General features: G+C 59.2%; 17 protein-coding genes and 1 tRNA gene. 4 read left to right on the top strand and 14 right to left on the bottom strand.

The window, feature by feature from the left end:
• Nucleotides 1–116: 116 nt before the first annotated feature.
• The 4 genes from AC3IX1_RS09025 to AC3IX1_RS09010 form a co-directional block, all read right to left on the bottom strand.
• Nucleotides 117–305, bottom strand: a complete 189-nt coding sequence (locus AC3IX1_RS09025; RefSeq protein WP_032829518.1) for a hypothetical protein — start codon at nt 303–305, stop codon at nt 117–119.
• A gap of 146 nt (nt 306–451) precedes the next feature.
• Nucleotides 452–772 carry a YbjQ family protein gene (locus tag AC3IX1_RS09020; protein ID WP_489387896.1) on the bottom strand — a complete coding sequence of 107 codons (321 nt, stop codon included), beginning with the start codon at nt 770–772 and terminating at the stop codon, nt 452–454.
• Entirely contained in the window at nt 769–2,112 is a 1,344-nt protein-coding gene (locus AC3IX1_RS09015) for a serine hydrolase domain-containing protein (protein WP_489387895.1), read from the bottom strand. The genes AC3IX1_RS09020 and AC3IX1_RS09015 overlap by 4 nt, the downstream gene beginning before the upstream one ends.
• A 163-nt stretch (nt 2,113–2,275) precedes the next feature.
• Nucleotides 2,276–2,365: transfer RNA gene (locus AC3IX1_RS09010), tRNA-Ser, on the bottom strand.
• A 308-nt stretch (nt 2,366–2,673) separates the two neighbouring features.
• Here AC3IX1_RS09010 and AC3IX1_RS09005 point away from each other — a divergent pair.
• The 3 genes from AC3IX1_RS09005 (at nt 2,674) to AC3IX1_RS08995 (ending at nt 5,444) form a co-directional block, all read left to right on the top strand.
• Nucleotides 2,674–3,363: a crotonase/enoyl-CoA hydratase family protein gene (locus AC3IX1_RS09005; protein ID WP_489387894.1), complete on the top strand. Its 690-nt coding sequence runs from the start codon at nt 2,674–2,676 to the stop codon at nt 3,361–3,363.
• A gap of 214 nt (nt 3,364–3,577) precedes the next feature.
• A complete protein-coding gene (locus AC3IX1_RS09000) occupies nt 3,578–4,300 on the top strand; it encodes a lysophospholipid acyltransferase family protein (protein ID WP_489387893.1) in 723 nt (240 codons plus the stop codon).
• Nucleotides 4,301–4,472: 172 nt separating this feature from the next.
• Nucleotides 4,473–5,444, top strand: coding sequence for a magnesium and cobalt transport protein CorA (locus AC3IX1_RS08995; protein ID WP_489387892.1), 972 nt, complete (start codon nt 4,473–4,475; stop codon nt 5,442–5,444).
• Nucleotides 5,445–5,601: 157 nt separating this feature from the next.
• Here the strand turns inward: AC3IX1_RS08995 and AC3IX1_RS08990 are convergent, their stop codons facing one another.
• The 3 genes from AC3IX1_RS08990 to AC3IX1_RS08980 form a co-directional block, all read right to left on the bottom strand.
• Complete coding sequence (locus AC3IX1_RS08990; protein ID WP_489387891.1) at nt 5,602–6,324, bottom strand: amidotransferase; 723 nt, start codon at nt 6,322–6,324, stop codon at nt 5,602–5,604.
• 95 nt (nt 6,325–6,419) lie between these two features.
• Nucleotides 6,420–8,564, bottom strand: coding sequence for a 3-hydroxyacyl-CoA dehydrogenase NAD-binding domain-containing protein (locus AC3IX1_RS08985; RefSeq protein WP_489387890.1), 2,145 nt, complete (start codon nt 8,562–8,564; stop codon nt 6,420–6,422).
• A 24-nt stretch (nt 8,565–8,588) separates the two neighbouring features.
• Nucleotides 8,589–9,794: an acetyl-CoA C-acetyltransferase gene (locus AC3IX1_RS08980; RefSeq protein ID WP_489387889.1), complete on the bottom strand. Its 1,206-nt coding sequence runs from the start codon at nt 9,792–9,794 to the stop codon at nt 8,589–8,591.
• Between the two features lie 593 nt (nt 9,795–10,387).
• Between AC3IX1_RS08980 and AC3IX1_RS08975 the strand changes: the two genes are divergently transcribed.
• A complete protein-coding gene (locus AC3IX1_RS08975) occupies nt 10,388–11,209 on the top strand; it encodes a c-type cytochrome (protein ID WP_489387888.1) in 822 nt (273 codons plus the stop codon).
• Between the two features lie 118 nt (nt 11,210–11,327).
• On the opposite strand, the gene AC3IX1_RS08970 is transcribed toward AC3IX1_RS08975, so the two are convergent.
• The 7 genes from AC3IX1_RS08970 to AC3IX1_RS08940 form a co-directional block, all read right to left on the bottom strand.
• Nucleotides 11,328–12,137, bottom strand: a complete 810-nt coding sequence (locus AC3IX1_RS08970) for a transglutaminase family protein (protein ID WP_150758897.1) — start codon at nt 12,135–12,137, stop codon at nt 11,328–11,330.
• Nucleotides 12,134–13,084: an alpha-E domain-containing protein gene (locus AC3IX1_RS08965; RefSeq protein ID WP_095945245.1), complete on the bottom strand. Its 951-nt coding sequence runs from the start codon at nt 13,082–13,084 to the stop codon at nt 12,134–12,136. Before AC3IX1_RS08965 ends, AC3IX1_RS08970 begins: the two co-directional genes overlap by 4 nt.
• A gap of 12 nt (nt 13,085–13,096) precedes the next feature.
• Complete coding sequence (locus tag AC3IX1_RS08960) at nt 13,097–14,506, bottom strand: circularly permuted type 2 ATP-grasp protein (protein ID WP_007988088.1); 1,410 nt, start codon at nt 14,504–14,506, stop codon at nt 13,097–13,099.
• A 365-nt stretch (nt 14,507–14,871) separates the two neighbouring features.
• On the bottom strand, nt 14,872–15,216 hold the full coding sequence (locus AC3IX1_RS08955; RefSeq protein WP_053157306.1) for a ribonuclease E inhibitor RraB: 345 nt from the start codon (nt 15,214–15,216) through the stop codon (nt 14,872–14,874).
• 210 nt (nt 15,217–15,426) lie between these two features.
• Nucleotides 15,427–15,660 carry a hypothetical protein gene (locus AC3IX1_RS08950; protein WP_489387887.1) on the bottom strand — a complete coding sequence of 78 codons (234 nt, stop codon included), beginning with the start codon at nt 15,658–15,660 and terminating at the stop codon, nt 15,427–15,429.
• A gap of 221 nt (nt 15,661–15,881) precedes the next feature.
• The gene (gene speE, locus AC3IX1_RS08945; RefSeq protein ID WP_489387886.1) at nt 15,882–16,757 is read right to left on the bottom strand and encodes a polyamine aminopropyltransferase; all 876 of its coding nucleotides are present in this window, start codon (nt 16,755–16,757) and stop codon (nt 15,882–15,884) included.
• A gap of 160 nt (nt 16,758–16,917) precedes the next feature.
• Entirely contained in the window at nt 16,918–17,109 is a 192-nt protein-coding gene (locus AC3IX1_RS08940; RefSeq protein WP_046042941.1) for a PLD nuclease N-terminal domain-containing protein, read from the bottom strand.
• Nucleotides 17,110–17,137: the final 28 nt, after the last annotated feature.

Genomic DNA, 17,137 nt, shown 5'->3' with positions numbered 1-17,137 from the left:
GATTACGAAGGGATCTGTGAAAAGTTTGTGAAAAAATCACCTTTTCAAAAAAATTGTCATAAAACTTTTCAGGCATGAAAAACCCCGTTCTATGACGGGGTCTGCCTGACGTTCGGTTACTTCCTGACCGGCGCTGTCACCTTGGGTAAAAATTTGCCCTTCAGTACCCGGCACGCCCTGGTCTTGATCTTGTCGACCTCAGTCTGGTCCTCGCCGAAGCTGGCCACATACTGGGTTTGACCACACCGCACGGAGTTGTTGATCGGGAATTCTGCGCCATCGTCCTCGATATACGGATCAGCCATCTCTTCACCCCTTTCAAAAAGCGCGATCGACATCGGCAAGCCCTTTGCCTGAAAGAATATCGATCGCCAAGGTTTTTGAGACTAGTCGGTCACTAATGGACCTGCCGTTCGGATTTCCCCGTGACCGACGAATGGCTTCTCACCTTTCACCGCAACTTGACTGCCGTCCCGGTCACAAACACCACGACCATCCCGCCCTTGCCGGCCGGCATGCTGATCTCATAATCGAGCCCGACCACCGCGTCCGCCTGAATCGCCAGTGCCCGCTCCTTGATCTCATCGGTGGCCTGAATGCGTGCTTCCTTCAACGCTCGTTCCAGCGTCTGGGAGCGCCCGCCGAAAAAATCGCGCATCCCGGCAAACACGTCGCGGACAACGTTGATCCCTTGCACCGACTCGGCGCTGACGATGTCCAGGTAGGCGGTAACTTGCCGGCCTTCGATGGAGTGGGTCGTGGTGATGATCATGGGTGTTCCTTCCTGTTCAGATATTCAGCCAACGCATCAAACGCCGGCAAAGTGACGGGATCATTAGCCGAGTTGCTGGCCACCGGATGGGATGCATAGCGGACGATGACCATCTCGGCCTCCGGGTCGACATAGATGCGCTGCCCATGGACCCCACGCGCCATGAATGCCCCGCCCTCCTTGTCCGTCACCCACCACATCGACCGGTAACTCCAGTCTTTGAGCAATGTGTACCCCGCCTTGGCGAAAGCCTGTTTATCACCGCCGCCACGGATATCGTCGATCACTGCCGGCGGCACGATCTGCTGACCGTTGAACCGACCGCCGTTACGCAACATCTCGCCAAAACGCGCCAGATCCCGCAACCCCGTATTCAGGCCACCACCGGCGAACGGCGTGCCGATGGAGTCCACGGTGAAATAGGCGTCCTGTTCGGCACCCAACCGGCTCCAGATGTTCTCCGACAGCAGTTGTGCAACATTGCGGCCGGTGGCGCGGGCAATGACCCAGCCCAACACGTCGGTGTTGACGGTTTTGTAGGCAAACGCTTTGCCGTGCCCACCTTGCGGTTGCACCGTCTGCAAAAATTCGTAGTAACTGCGAGGTCCCCCATAACCCTTGGGCTTGGGCAACGGGTTGCCTGCCCGGGCATGGGCCCAGACTTCGGCATCCGGGTCCGCGTAATCCTCGCTGTATTTGAGGCCCGTGGTCATGTCGAGCACCTGCCGTACCGTGGCGCTGCCAAACGCAGAATCCGTCAGCTCCGGTACATATTCGGCAACCCGCTTGTCAGCATCGATACGCCCCTGCGCCACCAACATGGCGCCCAGCGTGCCGACCACGGACTTAGTCACTGACATCGCGGCGTGCTGGCCGTCCGGCTTCAACACGCCGAAGTATCGTTCGTAGACAACTTTCCCGCGGTGCATCACCACAATGCCATCGGTGTACGTGGCCGCGAGGGATTGCTCCCAGGTCATAGGCGCCTTGGCGCCAAGGGGCACAAAACTAATCCCGTCGATATCTTTGCGTAGCACTGTCTCCAGTGGAACCGGAGCACCCAGGCCGCGTGAAACGTTGATAGTCGGCATCAATTGCCGAAAGTTCGAAACACTCCAGCGCATTGCCGGGAACTGGAAATAGCTGCCGTCTTCAAAACGCACGGTGCGATCAGAGGGGGGTGGCGAACCAACCATCCAGCCCAGCCTGGCGGGGTCGCTGGCTTCAGCGTCGGGAAAGGTTACGGGGGCGGATGCGAGGGCCAGTGATGACATGGCAACTATCGACACAGCCGCGATGAGCTTGGCTGCGCCGCGAAAACTGGCGCGAGGATAGAGCATGATGTCGATTCCGTTCGAAGAGTTTGAGCAGTCTAACAGCCGGATTGGCTTGGTTACCGCTTGTACGGTAGATGCTCTTGTCTCTTACTTGCCGAAATTCAAACTCCGAAAACACAAAACCCCTGGCTTCTTTCGAAACCAGGGGTTTTGTCTACATCGAATTTGGCGGTGAAGGAGAGATTCGAACTCTCGATACAGTTTCCTGTATACACACTTTCCAGGCGTGCTCCTTAAGCCACTCGGACACTTCACCGTATCTCTTCAAACATGTTCTGTCTGTCGAGGCGCGCTAATGTAGTCGAAAGCTTTTCCGATGGCAAACATTTTTTTCAGAATTTTCATGCGGTTAACGCGATTCAGCGTTTCCGCTCGTTCCGGGCCATGGCAAACCGGCCAATCTCCGGCTTCGTGCCCTCTTCTATATAGAGGGGAATGCGCAGCAGGCAAGGCGGGCTACGCTTGGCGGGCGGGTAAAGGGTGACTGGCGGGTCAGTCACGGCGCTTTACCTGGCTTGCGGCGGTGGGTAACGTCTGCCCAACTTTATTGAAAGGAATAGCGTCATGAGTGAGTTGATTTCCTACCATCTCGAAGACGGTATCGCGACCCTGACCTTGAGCAATGGCAAGGTCAATGCCATCTCCCCGGACGTGATTGCCGCGTTCAACGCTGCGCTGGATCAGGCCGTGACTGATCGTGCAGTGGTGATCATTACCGGCCAGCCGGGCATTCTCTCCGGCGGTTATGACCTGAAGGTGATGACGGCCGGCCCTAAAGAAGCCGTGGCACTGGTGACCTCCGGCTCGACCCTGGCCCGTCGTCTGCTGTCGCACCCCTTCCCGGTGATCGTCGCGTGCCCTGGGCATGCTGTGGCCAAGGGTGCGTTCCTGCTGTTGTCGGCCGACTATCGCATCGGCGTAGACGGTCCGTTCAGCATTGGCCTGAACGAAGTGCAGATCGGCATGACCATGCACCACGCCGGTATCGAGATCGCACGTGACCGCCTGAACAAAGTGGCGCTGCAGCGTTCAGTGGTCAACGGCGAGATGTTCAATCCACAAGGCGCCGTGGCTGCCGGTTTCCTTGATGTCGTGGTCTCGCCTGAAGAACTGCAAGGCGCGGCACTGGCGGCGGCTCGTCAGCTGAAGAAGATCAACATGACCGCGCACAAGAACACCAAATTGAAAGTGCGCAAATCGCTGCTGGAAGCCCTGGACAACGCGATCCTCCAGGATCAGGAACATTTGGGTTAAGCCCGGATCTGCCGTAACAAGAAGCCCGACCGTCGTGTCGGGCTTTTTCATACTTGTCTGTGTTAAACGTCTGTAAGCGCTCTAGACCGCATCTGACCGATTAGTCGGAAACATCAGCACAAACATCGGCCATCTCCCACTTCCCTGGCAGCAATTGCCGAAAACAGTGCACATCCGTACACTGCGCCACCTTTTGTCCCGGTGGGGCCTGTAGATGCTGTTTTTGTTCCGTATGTCATTGATGGGCCTGCACTTTATTGTGGCAGGTGTGCTGGGTGTGATTCTCGGCCTGTGCCGGCCATTCAACCCGGACAATAGCCGTCTGTGCGCACGCCTGTACGCATGGCCGGCCATGTGTATTTTGCGTTTGCGGGTGAAAGCCGAAGTCGGGCCGTTGATGGATAAACCCGACAGCTGCGTGATCATCGCCAATCACCAGTCCAACTATGACCTGTTTGTGTTTGGCAACGTGGTGCCCCGCCGTACCGTTTGCATCGGCAAAAAGAGCCTGAAGTGGGTGCCGCTGTTCGGGCAGTTGTTCTGGCTGGCCGGCAATGTGCTGATCGACCGTGGCAATGCGCAAAAGGCACGCAAGTCGATGTTGACCACCACCCACACCCTGCAAAACAAAGACACCTCGATCTGGGTTTTCCCGGAAGGCACGCGCAACCTTGGTGAAGATTTGCTGCCGTTCAAGAAAGGCGCGTTCCAGATGGCCATTGCCGCCGGGGTGCCGATCGTGCCGGTGTGTGTCAGCAGTTACGTCAAACATATGCGATTGAACCGCTGGCGCAGCGGGAAAATCCTGATTCGTTCGTTGCCGGCGATTCCCACTGCCGGATTGAGCCTGGACGACATGCCCCTGCTGATCGCCCAGTGCCGCGAGCAGATGCGTGAATGCATCGAATCGATGGACCGGCAACTGCAAGCCGCTTGAATGAAGCCCGCCTCGTGCGGGTTTTCTTTTGCCTGCGCGCTTTTGCCGGCGAACTCCGCAGATTTCACTGACTCTCAAGCAGCAGACAAGGCTAAGCTGAACACTGCCTGCCACGGCCTTCTTTTGTAATAGAAAGCGTCCAATAAAAGCTGCCAAAAAGTGAATCAAGATCATGGGTAGAGTTGTTGCTGCTGCGGTTTACAGCGCTGGTAAGAAAGTCACCAATATCACCCTCGACGAAGGCGCAGCCTGGGCTGCCAAACCTGGTCACTTTGTCTGGATCGGCCTCGAAGAGCCGAACGCCGAGGAACTGTATAACTTGCAACGCCAGTTCAACCTGCACGAACTGGCCATCGAAGACGCCCTGGAAAAACACAGTCGCCCGAAGCTGGAAACCTTCGGCGATGCGCTGTTCATCGTCACGTATTCGCCAATACGCGAAGACGGCAAACTCAAGTTCATCGAGACGCATATCTTTGCCGGCAACGGCTACATCATTACCGCACGCAACGGTCACTCAGCGTCCTACGCCTACGTCCGGCAGCGCTGTGAGGCACGTCCGCTGTTGCTTGAACATGGAGAAGATTTCGTACTCTATGCCATCCTCGATTTCGTGATTGAAAATTACCAGCCGATGGGCGAAGCGATCCATGCCGAGATAGATGAGCTGGAAAGCAACGTAATGTGCGGCTCGCTGAATGAGCGCGATATTCAAAAGCTTCACAGTCTGCGCCGCGATGTATTGCGTTTGCGCCGGTTTGCCGCACCGATGGTGGAGATCGGTGAAGAACTGCAAAAGCTGAGATTTCCATTCATCGACAAGAACATGCGTCCGTACTTCCGCGATGTGCAGATTCATGTCACGCGGCAGATGGAGGACCTGGCGACCCTGGCGGACATTGCCAGCCAGACCATCGAGGTCGGGGTACTTCTGGAAGCCTCACGCCAGAGCGTGGTGCAGCGCAAGTTTGCCGCTTGGGCGGCGATTCTGGCGTTCCCGACGGCGGTGGCGGGGATTTACGGGATGAACTTCGAGAACATGCCAGAGTTGACTTGGCATTACGGGTATTTCGGGGTGGTGGGGTTCATTACGGTGGGTTGTGTGAGTTTGTGGGCGAGTTTCAAGAAGTCGGGGTGGTTGTAGGAGCGAGCTCGCTCGCGAAAAACCCAAGGGCGCCGCTGTGCACCTGGTTCAACGCGCTATCGTTCACGACCTTCGCGAGCAGGCTCGCTCCCACATTGATCTCTGCAACACCGAAGATCCACTGTGGGAGCGAGCCTGCTCGCGAATGCTTTTAATTTCAATCAGCTGCAGGCTTGTGCGCGACGAACCGCATCATCCACTCGGCAACCGTGGTGCCGTGGTGTTCCTTGTCCAGGCTTGCAATGCCCTTGGAGTAGACCTGCTCGCCCAGTGCCTGTTGACGAATCTCCAGCAGGGCGCGGGAGTAGTCGTGGATGAACTCCGGATGCCCCTGGAAGCACAGCACCTGATCGTTGATGTGGTAGGCGGCAAACGGGCAGAAATCGCTGGAAGCGATGACCGTGGCGTTCTCCGGCAACGACGTGACCTGATCCTGGTGGCTGATCAACAACGTCAGTTCTTCGCGCACCGGACTCATCCATGGCGCCTTGGCGGCCAATTTGTAGTTGTGCGTACCGACACCCCAACCCTGGGTTGCACGCTCGCTCTTGCCACCGAGCAGCAGTGCCAGCAATTGATGGCCGAAGCAGACGCCCAGCAACTTGTCGCCGCGCTCGTAGCGGGTCAGCAGATACTTCTTGAGGGTTTCGATCCACGGGTCGGTGCCGAAGGAGTCGGCCTTGCTGCCCGTCACCAGGTAGGCGTCGAACGTCAGGTCGTCGCTTGGGTACTCGCCCTGCACCACGTTGTAGACGGTGAACTCGGCGGCAATCGGTTGCTGCGAAAACAGGTGTTTGAACATCTGCCCGTAGCCCTGATATTGGTCAACCAATTCCGGACGCAGGTGGTCGGTTTCCAGAATGCAGATGCGTAACGACATAAAAAATACCTGACACGTGATGGGAATAATGCACACCCCAGAGCCTGCCTTGAAACGCGGTGACAAGGCAAGCCCCGAAATGCAACATCTGCCCCTTAGAACGCCCCCCCTTTGGCAGCCTTCTCCAGCAGCAAGGCGGGAGGCGCGAACCGCTCGCCATACTGCGTGGCCAGATACTGGGCGCGGGCAACGAAGTCCTGCACGCCGTACTGGTTGATGAACTGCAGTGCACCGCCAGTCCAGGCGGCGAAACCGATGCCGAAGATCGAGCCAACGTTGGCATCCGCCGTCGAGGTCAACACGCCCTCCTCCACACAGCGCACGGTTTCGATGGCTTGCACGAACAGCAGGCGATCACGCACGTCTTTCGGCGAAATCTGCCCGTCGGCTTTCTCGAAGCGGGTTTTCAACTCAGGCCACAGGTGTTTCTGACCGCCCGCCGGATACTCGTAGAAACCTCCACCGCCGGCCTTGCCCGTACGCTTGAACTCATTGAGCAACAAGTCAATCACGGAAAATGCCGGGTGTTCTGTCAGCGGTTTGCCTTCTGTTTGCAGGTCCTTGGCGGTTTGCAGACGGATATGGTTCATCAGGCTGAGGGAAACTTCGTCAGAGATCGCCAGCGGTCCTACCGGCATGCCGGCCTTGCGCGCTTCAGTCTCGATCATCGCCGCGCTCACGCCCTCGCCCAGCATGGCGATGCCTTCGTTGGTGAAGGTGCCGAACACCCGCGACGTGAAGAAACCGCGGCTGTCGTTGACCACAATCGGGGTTTTCCTGATTTGCAGGACGTAATCGAAACCGCGGGCCAGGGTTTCGTCGCTGGTATTGGCGCCCTTGATGATTTCCACCAGCGGCATTTTTTCCACGGGGCTGAAAAAATGCAGGCCGATGAACTTGCTCTGGTCGGGCACGGCGCACGCCAGGCCGCTGATGGGCAAGGTCGAGGTGTTGGAGGCGATCACCGCGTCCGCGCCGACGACCTTCTGCGCCGCCAACGAGACCTTGGCCTTCAAATCCCGATCCTCGAACACGGCCTCGATGATCAGGTCGCAACCGGCCAGGTCGGCATCGCTTTCGCTGGTTTGAATGCGTGACAGAACGGTGTCGCGTTGCTCGATGCTCATTTGTCCGCGAGCGACCTTCTTGTCCAGCAGCGCCGCCGAATGCGCCTTGCCCTTCTCCGCCGCCGCGAGGCTGATGTCCTTGAGCACCACATCGATCCCCGCCGACGCGCTGACAAACGCGATACCGGCGCCCATCATCCCGGCGCCGAGTACGCCGACCTTGCGGGTGACATATGGCGCAAAACCTTGAGGCCGCGAGCCGCCGGCATTGATTTCGTTGAGCTGGAACCAGAACGTGCCAATCAGGTTTTTCGAGACCTGGCCGGTAGTCAGTTCGGTGAAGTAGCGGGTTTCGATCAGGTGCGCCGTGTCGAAGTCCACCTGGGCACCCTCGACCGCCGCACAGAGGATTTTCTCCGGCGCGGGCATCGTGCCCTGGGTTTTGCTGCGCAGGATCGACGGTGCGATCGCCAGCATCTGCGCGACTTTCGGGTTTGACGGTGTACCGCCCGGAATCTGGTAGCCCTTCACGTCCCAGCGCTGCACCGCCGCCGGGTTGGCGAGAATCCACACCCTCGCCTTGGCCAACAGGTCTTCGTGATCGCTCGCCAGCGCATCGATCAATCCTGCCTGCAACGCCTGTTGTGGCCGCACCTTCTTGCCTTCAAGCAGATAAGGCAGGGCTTTTTCCAGGCCGAGCATGCGCACCATGCGCACCACGCCACCGCCGCCCGGCAGCAGGCCGAGGGTGACTTCCGGCAGGCCGAGTTGCACCGACGGGTTGTCCAGCGCCACGCGGTGATGACAGGCCAGGCAGATTTCCCAGCCGCCGCCGAGTGCCGCGCCATTGATCGCCGCGACCACTGGCTTGCCGAGGGTTTCCAGGGTGCGCAACTGGCCCTTGAGGCTCAGCACCATGTCGTAGAAGGCCTTGGCCTGGGGCTTGCCGACCTTGATCAGTTCGTTGAGATCGCCGCCAGCGAAGAAAGTCTTCTTGGCCGAGGTGATGATCACACCGGCGATGCTCTCCTTGTCGGCCACCAGGCGCGCAACGCAGTGAGCCATGGCTTCGCGGTACACCGCGTTCATGGTGTTGGCGCTCTGGCCCGGCATGTCGATGGTCAGGACGACAATCTGGTCCTGGTCTTTTTCGTAACGAATGGCTTCGTTCATAACTGGATTCCTTGAAGTCCGGGCTCAGAGGCGTTCGATGATGGTGGCAATGCCCATGCCGCCGCCGACACACAGGGTCGCGAGGCCATAACGCAGGCGTCGGGCTTCCAGTTCATCCAGCAGCGTGCCGAGAATGGCGCACCCGGTGGCACCCAGCGGGTGGCCCATGGCGATGGAACCGCCGTTGACATTGACCTTGTCCGGATCGACAGCCATGTCCTTGATGAACTTCAACACCACCGAAGCGAAAGCCTCGTTGACCTCGAACAGATCGATGTCTTCTACCCGCAGCCCGGCCTTGGCCAGCGCCTTGCGGGTCGCCGGCGCGGGGCCGGTGAGCATGATGGTCGGATCGGTGCTGGTGACCGCCGTAGCGACAATCCGCGCCCGGGGCTGCAAGCCCAGCGCCCGGCCCTTGGCCTCGGAGCCGATGAGCATCAGCGCCGCGCCGTCGACAATCCCGGAACTGTTGCCGGGGGTGTGAACATGATTGATCCGCTCGACATGGCTGTAGACCCGCAGCGCGGTGGCGTCGAAGCCCATCTGCCCCATCATCTCGAAACTCGGCTTGAGCTTGCCCAGGCCTTCCAGGGTCGATTCTTCGCGGATGAACTCATCGTGATCGAGCAGGATGATGCCGTTCTGGTCCTGCACCGGCACCAGCGACTTGTTGAACGAACCGTCGGCCCGCGCCCGCGCAGCCTTTTGCTGGGAATGCAGCGCGTAGGCATCGACATCCTGCCGGCTGAAGCCTTCAAGGGTGGCGATCAGGTCGGCGCCCACGCCCTGTGGTGTGAAGTGACTGTGCAGGTTGGTCGCCGGGTCCAGCGCCCAGGCCCCGCCATCGCTGCCCATCGGCACCCGGGACATCGACTCGACACCACCGACCACCACCAGGTCTTCGAAGCCGGAACGCACTTTCATCGCGCCGAGGTTCACGGCCTCCAGCCCAGAAGCACAGAAACGGTTGATCTGTACCCCCGCCACACTGACATCCCAATCGGCCACCTGAGCGGCGGTCTTGGCGATGTCGGAACCTTGATCGCCAATCGGTGTCACGCAGCCGAGCACCACATCATCGACCTGGCTGGTGTCCAGCGCCGTGCGCTGCTGCAGTGCGGTGAGCAAACCGGCCACCAGGTTCACCGGTTTGACGCTGTGCAAGGCGCCATCGGCCTTGCCTTTGCCACGGGGCGTGCGTAACGCGTCGAAAATCAATGCTTGGGTCATGACGTCCTCGAACCGCAGTGCAGGTGGGTAAATACCGAGTGCCCACTCTTGGCCCGAGCCGCGTTTGATTCAATGACCGCAGCGCTCACAGACATTGACGCTCACGCTCAGACGAACGGTAGTCAGCTACCATTCAGGACACCAAGCTGTCTAGCCAACGGGCGCCAAAGAAGCTGGCAATAGGCCTCATGCCTTTTTTAAAGCGAATTTCAAGAACACCATACGAAATGGATCTAAGCCAAGCTTAACGCGGGCTCTAAGGTGAACTTGTACGAAGTTGTCGTCGGGTTTTGCCGAGGCGCTCGTCACTACAGGAAGTGCAACGCGCTGCCAACATGGAGCTATGCAGGCAGGCATCAGGAAATAACAAAAAAGGCGGTCAAGCCATGTTCAAACAATCGAAAGTACGTCAAGCCGGTCTCATCCTTTTCGCCACCACGCTGTTGTTGATATTGCCGAACCTGACCAAGGTGATCGGCTAGTCGCGTCTAAAAGATTCGGCGTCACAGTTTTTGAATTGCCACTCTCAAAATGTGACTGGCCCGCTACCCGGGCCAGCGTGGCTGTGCCAATCTTTGCGGCACTTGCACGACATGGACGGCGATCACTTGAAAATGCTCATTCTGCTCGGGGCCCTGCTGTTCGGCTCGCCCCTGTATGCCGCACAGCTGAACCTGGAGCTGGGCGCGAACAGCCGCACCTGGCAGACCGAGGAATTGCTCAAGCATCCTCAGGTTCAAAGCATCAACATCAGCAACGACGTTTCCTACAAACGGGACATGAGCTACCGCGCCGTGCCCCTGTCCGCGCTGCTGACCGGCATCAAGCCTGACGACCACCTGCAAGCCGTGGCCCTGGATGGCTTTGCCGCCGAAATGGCCGCAGCGCCGTTGCTCAATACCCAAGGTGCACAGGCGTGGCTGGCGATTGAAGACCCGGCCAAACCCTGGCCACCGCTATCGGAAGGCAAGCCAGGCGCGGGGCCATTCTATCTGGTTTGGACCCATCCGCAGGCAGGCAACATCAGCCCCGAACAATGGCCGTTCCAGGTGGCGAGCATCAAACGCCTGGCGCCCGTGGCCGAACGCTTTCCTGCCCTGCTGCCCGATCCGTCCTTGAAGGCGGATGATCCGGTGAACAAGGGTTTTGCGTTGTTCCAGAAAAACTGCCTGGCGTGCCATCGACTCAATGGCGCCGGGGATGCGCAATTCGGACCAGACCTGAATATTCCGTACAACCCGACCGAGTACTTCGGCGCGGACTTTCTCAAACGCTACATTCGCGATCCACAGAGTTTGCGCCAATGGCCGCAGGCGAAGATGCCCGGGTTCTCGACGGAGGTGTTGCCGGATGGGGATCTGGGGATGCTGGTGGGGTATTTGAAGCATATGGTTGGGCGCAAGGTTAAGCCGTAACAACATCGTACCTGTAGGAGTGAGCCTGCTCGCGATAGCGATGTGTCAGTCACAAAAGTACTGGCTGAAAAGACGCCATCGCGAGCAGGCTCGCTCCCACAGGGATCACCTCTGCCTGTTACTGCTGTTGCACCGAAATCACCGGCGCGGGCGTCGGTGACACCAGCACCTTGGCGTGCATCTGCTCACACCCGCCGCCCCGGCGCATCCCGCGCACCGGGCAGGCATCCAGGTAATCCAGGCCCACCGCCAGCTTCAGGTGACGTTCCGGCCGGGCCAGTTCATTGGTCACGTCGAAGCTGTACCAAGCGTCATCCAGCCAGGCTTCGGCCCAAGCGTGGCTGGCCAGGTGTTCGCTGTTCTCGCTGTACAGATAGCCCGACACATAACGCGCAGGAATGCCCAGGCTGCGGGTGCAGGCGAGAAACGCGTGGGTGTGGTCCTGACACACGCCGGAGCGTCCGGCAAAGGCCTGGGCCGCGCTGGTGTCCACTTCCGTGGAGCCTGGCGTGTAGGTCATATGCTGGTTGAGGCCATGCATCAGATCGATCAGCGCCGTGCGATCGCGGCGCTGCTTGCACTCCTTCTCGGCGAACGCCCGCAGGGCGGCGTCGGCTTCGGTCAAACGGGTAAAGCGCAGAAACGGCAGTGCCGACTGGCTCTCGTGTTCGGCCTCGCGCCATTCATCGATATCGACCTGGCCACGGGCGCCGATGATGATCGCCTCGTGGGGCTCGTCCATGGTCAGCACATGCAGGATGTTGCCGAACGGATCGAGTTGCGCCCGCACCGGACGCGGCAGGTCGAGCTGCCAGCTGAGCACGTGCTGACGCTCGCTGTCATGGGGAGTCAGGCGCAGATACTGGATGCTCGCCCGCACCTTGTCTTCGTAGTGATAGGTGGTCTCGTGGCTAATGGAAAGTCTCATGCGGCCTCCAGATAAGAACTGTGAATCGCGTTACCCAACTGGCGCACCAGCGGGATGAATTCGGTCAGCCAGGCGTGCAGGCCTTCGTCGAGAATTTCGGTGATGCCGGTGTAGCGCAAGCGTGCGTCCATTTCTGCCGCCAGGCGTTGTGCGGGACGACCGTTGGCCCCCGGTAATTGCGCGAGGATCTGGTCGATTTCTTCGGTGCAGGCGCGTAGGGATCGCGGTACATCGGCCCGCAGCAACAGCAATTCGGCGACATGCCGGGCGCCGGGGGCGTCGCGGTAGATTTCCGTGTAGGCCTCGAACGACGACAGCGCCCGCAACAATGCGCTCCATTGGTAATAGGCGTGAGCGGTGCCATCGCTGACCGCTTCGGCCTGGTCGCCGGCCATTTCGTAGCGGGCATCGAGCAGGCGCAAGGTGTTGTCCGCCCGTTCGATAAAGGTCCCCAGACGAATGAAGCGAAACGCATCGTTACGCATGATGGTGCCGTAGGACGCGCCCCGGAACAGGTGGGAACGTTCCTTGATCCACTCGCAGAAACGGCTCATGCCGTAGCGACTGAGACCCTGTTCGGCGATGCCGCGAATTTCCAGCCAGGTGGCATTGATGTTTTCCCACATGTCGGCGGTGATGCGCCCACGCACTGCATGGGCGCTGGCCCGAGCGGCACCGAGGCAGCTGTAGATGCTCGCCGGGTTGGCCGCATCCAGGGCGAAAAAATGCAGCAGCCGTTCGGCATGCAGTTCGCCATGGCGCTCCAGGTAATCGTCCAGGGTGCCGGTGATCAACAGCGGCATGGCCAGTTCGTGCAAACCGTCGCCACGACCGTCTTGCGGCATCAGCGACAGCGAATAGCTGATATCGAGCATCCGGGCGAGGTTTTCCGCCCGCTCCAGGTAACGCGACATCCAATACAAATCCGAGGCAGTTCTACTTAACATGACAGGCTTCCTTTAATCCTCGACCACCCAGGTGTCCTTGGTTCCGCCGCCCTGGGAGGAATTGACCACCAGGGAGCCTTCGCGCAGGGCGACACGGGTCAAACCGCCGGGCACGACCCGGGTTTCACGACCCGACAGGACAAACGGCCGCAAGTCGATGTGGCGTGGCGCAATGCCGTTTTCGACAAAGGTCGGACAGGTCGACAGCGACAGCGTCGGTTGCGCGATATACGCATGGGGCTTGGCGATGATCCGCGCACGGAAGGCTTCGATTTCCGCCGCCGTCGCCGCCGGTCCCACCAGCATTCCGTACCCGCCGGAGCCTTGGGTTTCCTTGACCACCAGTTCTGGAAGATTGGCCAGTACGTGGGAAAGCTCAGAGGGATTACGGCATTGCCACGTAGGAACGTTCTTCAGGATCGGTTCTTCATCGAGGTAGAAACGGATCATGTCGGTTACGAACGGATACACCGACTTGTCGTCCGCCACCCCCGTGCCGATGGCATTGGCCAGCACCACGTTGCCGGAACGGTAGGACGACAGCAGCCCCGGCACACCGAGCATCGATTCCGGGTTGAAGGCCAGAGGATCGAGGAAGGCGTCGTCGAGGCGACGATAAATCACGTCGACCGCTTTCGGCCCGTCGGTGGTGCGCATGTAGACCTTGTCGTCACGCACGAACAGGTCCGCGCCTTCCACCAGTTCCACGCCCATTTCCCGTGCCAGAAACGCATGCTCGAAGAACGCACTGTTGAAGCGCCCCGGCGTCAGCACCACCACGCTCGGGTTATCGATGGGGCTTGAGCTTTTCAGGGTGTCGAGCAGCAGGTTCGGGTAGTGGTCGATGGGGGCGATGCGTTGCGCCGCGAACAGCTCGGGGAACAGGCGCATCATCATCTTGCGGTCTTCGAGCATGTAGCTGACGCCGCTCGGCGTACGCAGATTGTCTTCGAGTACGTAATACGTGCCGTCGCCATCGCGCACCAGGTCGACGCCGGAGATGTGCGAGTAGATATCGCGGTGCAGATCCAGACCCTGCATCGCCAACTGGTACTGCTCGTTGGCCAGCACCTGCTCGGCCGGAATGATGCCGGCCTTGATGATGCGCTGCTCGTGGTAGAGATCGGCGAGGAACATGTTCAACGCCTTGACCCGCTGGATGCAGCCGCGCTCGACAATCCGCCATTCGCTGGCGGGGATGCTGCGGGGGATGGTGTCGAAGGGAATCAGGCGCTCTGTGCCCTGCTCGTCCCCGTAGAGCGTGAAGGTAATCCCGGCGCGATGAAACAACAGATCGGCCTCGCGTCGCCGTTGTGCCAGAAGCTCGTCAGGCGTCTCGGCCAGCCAACGGGCAAACTCCCGATAATGCGGGCGGACCTGGCCGCCGGCATCGTACATCTCATCAAAATAGGTGCGGATCATGCCGTACTCCTTGTCACTCGGACGTCCAGACCTTCGCAAGGCCCGTGCCATCGGCATAAACGCTTAAATTTCAATCGGTTGGATAATCAAGACACACGCGCCGCACCAATCCTGTGCGGTAAATGCCCCAACCTGATTGCCTCCGCTTCATTGCAAGGCGTGGTGGTCGCCTATCACCAGCATAGCCAGAGTTGATTTCACTGCCCGGCAACGGGTGCGGATAATCCAGACATTCGCTGAAAAGCTCACCGAACTTCCCTTTTAGCCGCCTGCCCTGGCGGCTTTTTTTTGGTGTCCAACGCCCACAAATGAAAACGGCCAACCCGAAGGTCAGCCGTCATTGCTGGTTGTCACTGTTCATAAGGTTATGCGAGTCGCCCTCGTACCTCCTGTTTCACACCCCAGCCTTCGATGATGCCGCCCAACGGCTCGACCACTGCTTCGAAACCCTGCTCGAAATCGCCGATGTCATCGTAAGTGGCGTACATCACCTTGCTCAGTTCAAGCGCCCAGGCGCCGTCGTCGCGCACACTGATTTGCGCATTCAGGGATTCACCACGGTGGAAATGACCTGCCGCCCTGCGTGCCCGCTCCTCGTCCGGGAAAATGGCGTAGAACTCGATGGGATGAAACCGCGAAAAGTCAAAACCGCCTTCTTTCATGCGGCGCAACACGCTGCTGCTGATGTCTTCTTGATAGGCTGTGCTCATGAAACGTCCTCCTCAAAACGATGGATAGACTTTCCGTACTCCCTCACCCGCAACCGAACAGCGCGAGCGACGGCAACCGATGTGCCGGCGGGAAACAAGCATGGAGCTGACAAGACCAGACCTTAGCGATTCATTCGCTGATCTCGCTTGCAGAGTAGCCTCAAGATAGAGCCGCTGCCAAGGTCTGGATGCGAATGCGACAGGTGTGTTTCAGAATGGAGTAATGTCGAGGATTTGGATGCTGTTCTGCAACTTGAGCTCTTTGACGCACGCATCAGCGGTTCGCCCTTCCAGATCGTTCAGATCCAGTTCGGCGGCAACAGGAAGAAGCCGGGCCTTGATGAGTTTGGCGGCACGCTCGTAGTCCGGGCGCTCGGTGCACTCAAAGACTTCGTCGATAGTTTCGCCATGATCATCCACGAAAGTGACTTTCCACTTTTGCATTGGTGCCTCCTCGATAAAACCCAGGGATGGGCTTACCTCTATCTCGACCTTGTTAGCTGGCTAATTGTTCCGCCTTGTTGCGCCGCAATTCAATGTGGGGGCGGCGGTGCGGCGATTCGACTTGCTCGCGAAGAGGGTGTGTCAGTTGACAGAATTGTTGACTGATACACCGCTTTCGCGAGCAAGCCCGCTCCCACAGGATTGGTGCGTGGACTGAAAGATCAGTCGTTACTTGGCTTGTTTATCGCTTGCAACACGTATTGCGGCAAGGCAAAGGCGCCGATGTGGATTTCAGGATTGTAGTAGCGGGTGACGATACCGCTGCCCGTGAAGCGCTGTTGCAGGGTTTCGCGGGACAACTTGCGATAAGCGGTATTGGTGGCGCCCCAGGCGAAGGTCATCGAGCCACCGATATAGGTCGGCACGGCGGCCTGGTAGAAGTGCCAGTCCGGGAACAGGCTGCGCAGGCGACCGGCGGTGGTCTTCACTTCTTCGATCTGCATGAACGGCGTGCCGTTCTGGGTGACCAGAATGCCGCCTTCGTTCAGGCAACGGTGGCAGGCCTGGTAGAAGTTTTCCGAGAACAGCACTTCGCCCGGTCCGATCGGGTCGGTGGAGTCGGAAATGATCACGTCGAACTTTTCAGTGGCGGTGGCGACGAAACGCATGCCGTCGTCGATCACCAGGTTCAGGCGTGGATCATCAAACGCACCCTTGGAGTGGTTCGGCAGGAATTCCTTGCACATGTCGACCACGGTGCCGTCGATCTCGACCATGGTGATGTGCTCGACGCTGCGGTGCTTGGCCACTTCACGCAACATGCCGCCGTCACCGCCGCCGATGATCAGCACGCGTTTGGCGGCGCCATGGGCGAGGATCGGCACGTGGGTGAGCATTTCGTGGTAGATGAACTCGTCGGCTTCGGTGGTCTGGATCACGCCGTCCAGCGCCATCACCCGGCCCATGCGCGGGTTCTCGAAGATCACCAGGTGCTGGTGCTCGGTGCGCACTTCGTGCAGCAGTTTTTCCATGCGAAAACGCTGGCCGTAGCCTTCGTAGAGGGTTTCCAGGTAGTCGCTGGTCGGGGTATTGCTCATGGGAAGTGCTCCGATGAATGCGGGTGGCAACGGACGGTTACCCGCCCATGATGGCCAATCGAGCGTCTCGATTGACCGGGAAAGGCGCGCATTCTACGTCGCGGAACATGACAGGTCGAACCTCAGTTGATCAGCATTCCTCAGGTTCAGTGTCGCCTGTTCAGAGTTTGACGTTGCCCCGCGGCCCGGCGATGGCCCAGATGATCAGTCCCAGCACCGGCAACAGCGCGATCAGCAGTACCCAGAGGATTTTCATCCCGGTCTCGGCGCTGCTTTTGAAGACGTTGATGATGGCCCAGATGTCCAGGACAAAAATGATCAAGGCAACCAGGCTGTTGAACGTGGAACCCATGGTGACGCTCCCAAAGAGTGGTATGCCC

The sequence above is a fragment of the Pseudomonas sp. KH_046_2 genome (assembly GCF_057838985.1).
Note: the sequence above shows the minus strand (reverse complement) of the source record. Positions and strands in the feature narration are given on the sequence as shown.